The sequence below is a fragment of the Actinacidiphila sp. bgisy167 genome (assembly GCF_057707665.1).
In genome coordinates this window covers 1-5,062 of the sequence record NZ_JBYIQP010000157.1, presented here as the reverse complement: position 1 = coordinate 5,062, position 5,062 = coordinate 1, and the positions used below count along the sequence as shown (strand labels likewise).

5 protein-coding genes are annotated in these 5,062 nt (G+C 72.2%); 3 read left to right on the top strand and 2 right to left on the bottom strand.

All coding sequences use genetic code 11. From position 1 onward, the window contains the following. The first annotated feature begins 169 nt into the window (after positions 1-169). On the top strand, positions 170-997 hold the full coding sequence (locus tag AC3ET4_RS30205) for a PhzF family phenazine biosynthesis protein (protein ID WP_431955060.1): 828 nt from the start codon (positions 170-172) through the stop codon (positions 995-997). Between the two features lie 25 nt (positions 998-1,022). On the opposite strand, the gene AC3ET4_RS30200 is transcribed toward AC3ET4_RS30205, so the two are convergent. Continuing rightward, positions 1,023-1,850, bottom strand: a complete 828-nt coding sequence (locus tag AC3ET4_RS30200) for a CPBP family intramembrane glutamic endopeptidase (protein ID WP_431955058.1) — start codon at positions 1,848-1,850, stop codon at positions 1,023-1,025. A 34-nt stretch (positions 1,851-1,884) separates the two neighbouring features. Continuing rightward, positions 1,885-3,381: a glutamate-cysteine ligase family protein gene (locus AC3ET4_RS30195; RefSeq protein WP_431955056.1), complete on the bottom strand. Its 1,497-nt coding sequence runs from the start codon at positions 3,379-3,381 to the stop codon at positions 1,885-1,887. 567 nt (positions 3,382-3,948) lie between these two features. On the opposite strand from AC3ET4_RS30195, the gene AC3ET4_RS30190 reads away from it, so the two are divergent. Further along, the gene (locus AC3ET4_RS30190; protein WP_431955054.1) at positions 3,949-4,539 is read left to right on the top strand and encodes a hypothetical protein; all 591 of its coding nucleotides are present in this window, start codon (positions 3,949-3,951) and stop codon (positions 4,537-4,539) included. A gap of 246 nt (positions 4,540-4,785) precedes the next feature. After that, a complete protein-coding gene (locus AC3ET4_RS30185; protein ID WP_431955052.1) occupies positions 4,786-4,992 on the top strand; it encodes a DUF5999 family protein in 207 nt (68 codons plus the stop codon). The last annotated feature ends 70 nt before the right edge of the window (positions 4,993-5,062 follow it).

Below are 5,062 nucleotides of genomic sequence, written 5' to 3'. Positions count from 1 at the left end.
GCCCGCATCCCGCCGTCACACCACCGCCCGCAAACCGACCCGGCGCGGCCCCGAGCAGGCGCGGACGGGTCGGTTCGGGCCCGCGGCCCGGTGGCGGCACCCACCCTGCAGGCCACACCCCCTGGATTGGCCCTGGCCGGTCGCCTCCTGGCCTCCGTAGGGTCGCGGCATGCGGATCCGTATCGTCGACGCCTTCACCGACCGTCCCTTCGCCGGAAACCCCGCGGGCGTGCTGCTGCTGGACGCGGACAGTTTCCCCGAGGACGGCTGGCTCCAGCTCGTGGCAGCGGAGGTCAACCTCTCCGAGACCGCGTTCGCCCACCCCACGCCCGGCGCCCCGGACACAGACTGGGCCCTCCGCTGGTTCACCCCCAGGGCCGAGGTGAACATGTGCGGGCACGCCACCCTCGCCACCGCGCACATCCTGCACGACACGGGCGCCGCCCGCGGCCCGGTGCGGTTCGGCACCCGCTCCGGCGTCCTCACCGCGGCCGCCGGCGAGGACGGCACCATCACCATGGACTTCCCCGTCGCCCCGCTCACCCCGGTCGACGTCACGGAGGAGATCGCCGCGGCGATCGGCGCCGAGGTGCTCTCGGTGCACGAGACCGGCGAGGACGTGGGCGACCTGCTGGTGGAAGTCGTCGACGAGAAGACCGTGCGCGCGCTCACGCCCGACATCGCCGCCGTCGCCGCCCTGCCCTCCAAGCGCGGCCTCATCGTGACCGCCGCCGCCGAGACCCCGGCGACCTGCGGCTACGACTTCGTCTCCCGCGGCTTCTTCCCCGCCGTCGGCATCGACGAGGACCCGGTCACCGGCAGCGCCCACACCGCCCTCGCGCCCTTCTGGGCGCGGCGCCTCGGCCGGGAGGAGCTGACCGGGCTGCAGGCCTCGGCGCGCTCCGGCCTGGTGCGCACGGCGCTCGGCGGCGACCGGGTGCGCCTCAGCGGCCGTGCGGTCACCGTGATCGACGGCGAGCTGCACGCCCGCCCGTAGGCCGGCGTCAGCCCCTGGGCCTGCGTCAGCCGGTCGGCAGCCAGCCGACCTTCCCGGCGAGCAGCGCGTACCCCACGAAGGCCACGATGTCGATGAGGGCGTGGGCCGCCACCAGCGGCCCCACCCGGCCCCATCGCCGGTAGAGCAGGACGAAGACGACGCCCATCGCCATGTTCCCGATGAGCCCGCCGATGCCCTGGTAGAGGTGGTACGAGCCGCGCAGCACACTGCTGGCCGCCAGCGCGCCGACCGATGTCCAGCCCAACTGCCCGAGTCTGCGCAGGAGATAGCCGACGACGACGACCTCTTCGAGCACCGCGTTCTGGATCGCGGAGGCGATCAGGACGGGGATCTTCCACCAGACGTCGGGCAACGACTCCGGCACGACCGTCAGGTTGAACCCGGAGGCGCGCGCGCCCAGGTAGAACAGCAGTCCGGTGCCGCCGATGGCCGCCGCCAGGACGGCGCCGCGCAGCACGTCGGTGCGCGGGCGGCGCAGGTCGAAGCCGATGGCGGGCATGCCCGTGCCCTCACGGGCCAGCAGGTGGGCGACGAGCGCGACCGGGACGAGCGCGGTGGCGACGCCGAACAGCTGCCAGGCCAGGTCCAGCCACGGACGGCCAGGCGCCTGCGAGCCGACGAGAGTGGCCGCCTGGTCCTTGAGCCCGCCGGGCCTGGTCAGTGACCCGACGAAGCTGATCAGCGCCGAGACCGCGCTCGCGCCCAGCGACAGCGCGAGCACCAGGAGGGTCTCGCTGCGCAGCGTGCGCGGGGCGAGCCGCTCCGGCGCCCCGGTGCCGGACCCGCCGTGCCCCACCGAATTCCTGTCCACACAGTCCTCCACCCGCGCCATCCTGCCTCATGGGCCCGGCGGCGCGGGCGGCGGCTCAGCGTTCCAGCGGCCACTCGTGCACGGGGGCGCCGGAGTGCATCAGCTCGCAGTAGCGCAGGGTCATCGCGGCCAGAGCGCGCTGCCGGTCCAGCCCGCGCTCCACTTCCTGGTGGAAGGCGGCGGCCTGCCACTCGGCGCCGTTCATGCGGTTGCGGCAGCGGCCCTCGATGATGCCGAGGTAGTGGTCCCGGTCCACCGGATCGATCCCCCAGGCGTCGAGTCCTGCGGCGGCCATCGGCAGGAGCTCGTCCAGGACGAGTTCGACGGCCCCGACCTCCGCCAGGCCGTTGCCGCGCCCCGGCCGGGGCCAGGTGAACGTCGCCTCGATGCCGTACCGGCACGCGGCGTCGAAGTTCCCCGCGGCGGCCGCGAAGGGCAGCCGGCTCCACACCGGCCGCGGCGCCTCGGCGAGGGAGCGTACGAGTCCGTAGTAGAAGGCGGTGTTGGCGAGCACGTCCGCGACGGTGGGCCCGGCGGGCATCACCCGGTTCTCCACCCGCAGATGGGGCACCCCGTCGACGACCTCGTACACCGGGCGGTTCCAGCGGTAGATCGTCCCGTTGTGGAGGGTCAGTTCCTTCAGCTGCGGCACCCCGCCCTCGTCGAGGACGTGCAGCGGGTCCTCGTCCTCGCAGATGGGCAGCAGGGAAGGGAAGTAGCGCACGTTCTCGGCGAAGAGGTCGTACGCGGAGTCGATCCAGCGCTCGCCGAACCAGGTCAACGGGCGCACGCCCTGGGCGCGCAGCTCCTCGGGGCGGGTGTCGGTGGCCTGCTGGAAGAGCGTGGGCCGGGTCTCCCGCCACAGCTCGCGGCCGAACAGGAAGGGGGAGTTGGCGCCGAGCGCCACCTGGGGGCCGGCCACCGCCTGCGCGGCGTTCCACACCGCGGCGAAGCGCGCCGGGGTGACCTGGAGGTGCATCTGCATGGAGGTGCACGCCGCCTCCGGGGCTATCGAGCCGGACACGCAGGTCAGCCGTTCCACCCCCGAGATGTCCAGGGTGATGTCCTCGCCGCGGGCGGCCAGGATGCGGTCGTTGAGCAGCATGTACCGGTCGACGCGGGAGAGGTTGGCGCCGACCAGGTCCTGAACGCCGAGGGTGGGCAGGATTCCCACCATCACGATGCGCGCGCCGACCTCGCGGGCCTTTCCCTCCGCATATCCGAGGCCCATGCGCAACTCTTCGGCGAGCCGGTCGAAGACCCGTCCGGAAAGCCGGTGCGGCGCGATGTTCACCTCGATGTTGAACTGGGCGAGCTCCGTCTGGAAATCGCGGCTCGCGATGCGCTCGAGCACCTCCTCGTTCATCATGCGCGGCAGCCCGTCGCGGTCGGTGAGATTCAGTTCGATCTCCAGTCCCATGAGATTCCGGGGACGGTCGAACCGCTTCTCCTCCAGCAGTCGCTCCAACCCCAGCAGGCACTGCTTCAGCTTCCTGCGGTACCGCGGGCGGTCGGCCAGGTCGAACCCCGTGGCCGCGACCTTTTCCCCCATCGGAGGTCCTTCCTCGAGTGGGCCGTGATCCCAGCATGCCCAGCCCTGAGATCGATAAGGCCCCGGTGCCGCCCCCGGTAGCGCTAAGCTGGCCACGCGCACCGTCTGGCGGCACATTCCAAGGGCACGTACGGAATTCACTTGCCGCCGGTGGCCCGCTGGTGAAAAAGGCCGACAGGATTCAGCCGTCCGCAGTAGCCCGGAAAGCGCAGTTCACGGCGTGGGCGACGGAGCGAGCAAGGGTCCGAACAGGGATGAAATAGCTGTCCGGGGTGACCTGGAACCGCCTTGCCCGTAATATCGCTGACGGCTAGCTGAAACACCGCGCGAACACTCCTCGTATATCCTTCGTTGAAGGCAGAGCCTCCGCGACCCGCCGCGCGCCCGCGACACACCGGCCACGGGAAGGGATCCGCATGCCCACGCTGATTCCGTACGTCGTCGCCCCTGCGCGCCCCACGGATCCGGGCTGTCCCGGCCTGCCGCAGTTCCATCAGCTCCACCGCTGACAGTGCTGTCCGCACCCCGCCGAGCACCCCCCGTGTCTCCTCATGAGAGGCCGCCCACATGCCGCTGCAGGTAGCCCCAGCCCCCGCGCCCGCTCTGCGGAGCGTTCTCGCCGCCCTGAGCTCCCCCACCGCCGTCCGCGAGGCCCGCACCCCCGCGCTGCGCAACGCCGCGGGACCACTCGTCGCCGACAACCCGCTTCCCCTGCACGTCCTCGACCCCGGCGCCACCACACCGGGCGGACTGCCCCGGGCACGCCTGACCGGCTGGCGCTTCCACATCCGCACGGGGGAGAAGGTGGCCGCCGCGGGCGAGACCGTGGAGACCCCGGACGGATGGGCGTTCTCGCACTTCTGCGAGGGCCCCTACCTGGCCTCCACCGAGCGCGCGCTGCGCCAGTCCGACGCGCTCACCACCCCGTACCAGCCGCATCTCCTGTCGGTACCGGGGCTCTACATGCTGACGCTGTGGCTGCACGGGGACGTCGCGGCTGACGCGGGCACGGCCCAACCGGACCCCTCCGACCTGCTGATCCCGCTGGCGCCGGCCCCGCCGGGGATCGCCGCGCACCGCATGCACCGGCTCTCCGACCTCGTGCCGGTGCTGACCCTGCGGCTGGCTCCGCCCCCGCTGCTCGGCACCACCGCCTGAGGCTGCCGGCTGGGGCGCCTCACACGCCTCCGTGACCGTCCGGTCACGGAGGCGTCGCCTTGTCCGGCAACCGCCCTCGCGAGTGAACGCGTCCTTCACGGACGAGGACAGCTCACAGGAAACCCCTGCGGAAATCCGCCAGGAGAGCAACACTGGGACCGACCGACTGAACGGGGGAGCGGAATGGCCAAAGTTTCTACCCAGGGCAGCCGCACTTCACACCACTCACAGCGAAAGACGTCGTCCATGTGCCCGCACCAACCGCATTGCCCGTCCGCCGGCAGCCCCGACCGCGAGGCCGCCCTCATCACGGCCAGCCACCCCGAGCAGGGCTGGAGCCTGCTGTGCAACGGTGTCCTGCTCTTCGAGGACACCGGTGAGCTCCTTCCCGACGGGCAGATCATCGCCCCGCGCCGCCCGCTCGGCGGCGAGCACATCGTCACGGCGGCCTGACCGGGCCGGGAACGACACAGGGCCGACCCCGCTGGAGCAGCGGGGCCGACCCTTGAGCGCTTTCGAGCGC

Coding starts and splice junctions, on each gene's coding strand:
- AC3ET4_RS30205 (WP_431955060.1), top strand. CDS start 170: ATGCGGATCCGTATCGTCGACGCCTTCACCGACCGTCCCTTCGCCGGA.
- AC3ET4_RS30185 (WP_431955052.1), top strand. CDS start 4,786: ATGTGCCCGCACCAACCGCATTGCCCGTCCGCCGGCAGCCCCGACCGC.
- AC3ET4_RS30190 (WP_431955054.1), top strand. CDS start 3,949: ATGCCGCTGCAGGTAGCCCCAGCCCCCGCGCCCGCTCTGCGGAGCGTT.
- AC3ET4_RS30200 (WP_431955058.1), bottom strand. CDS start 1,850: ATGGCGCGGGTGGAGGACTGTGTGGACAGGAATTCGGTGGGGCACGGC.
- AC3ET4_RS30195 (WP_431955056.1), bottom strand. CDS start 3,381: ATGGGGGAAAAGGTCGCGGCCACGGGGTTCGACCTGGCCGACCGCCCG.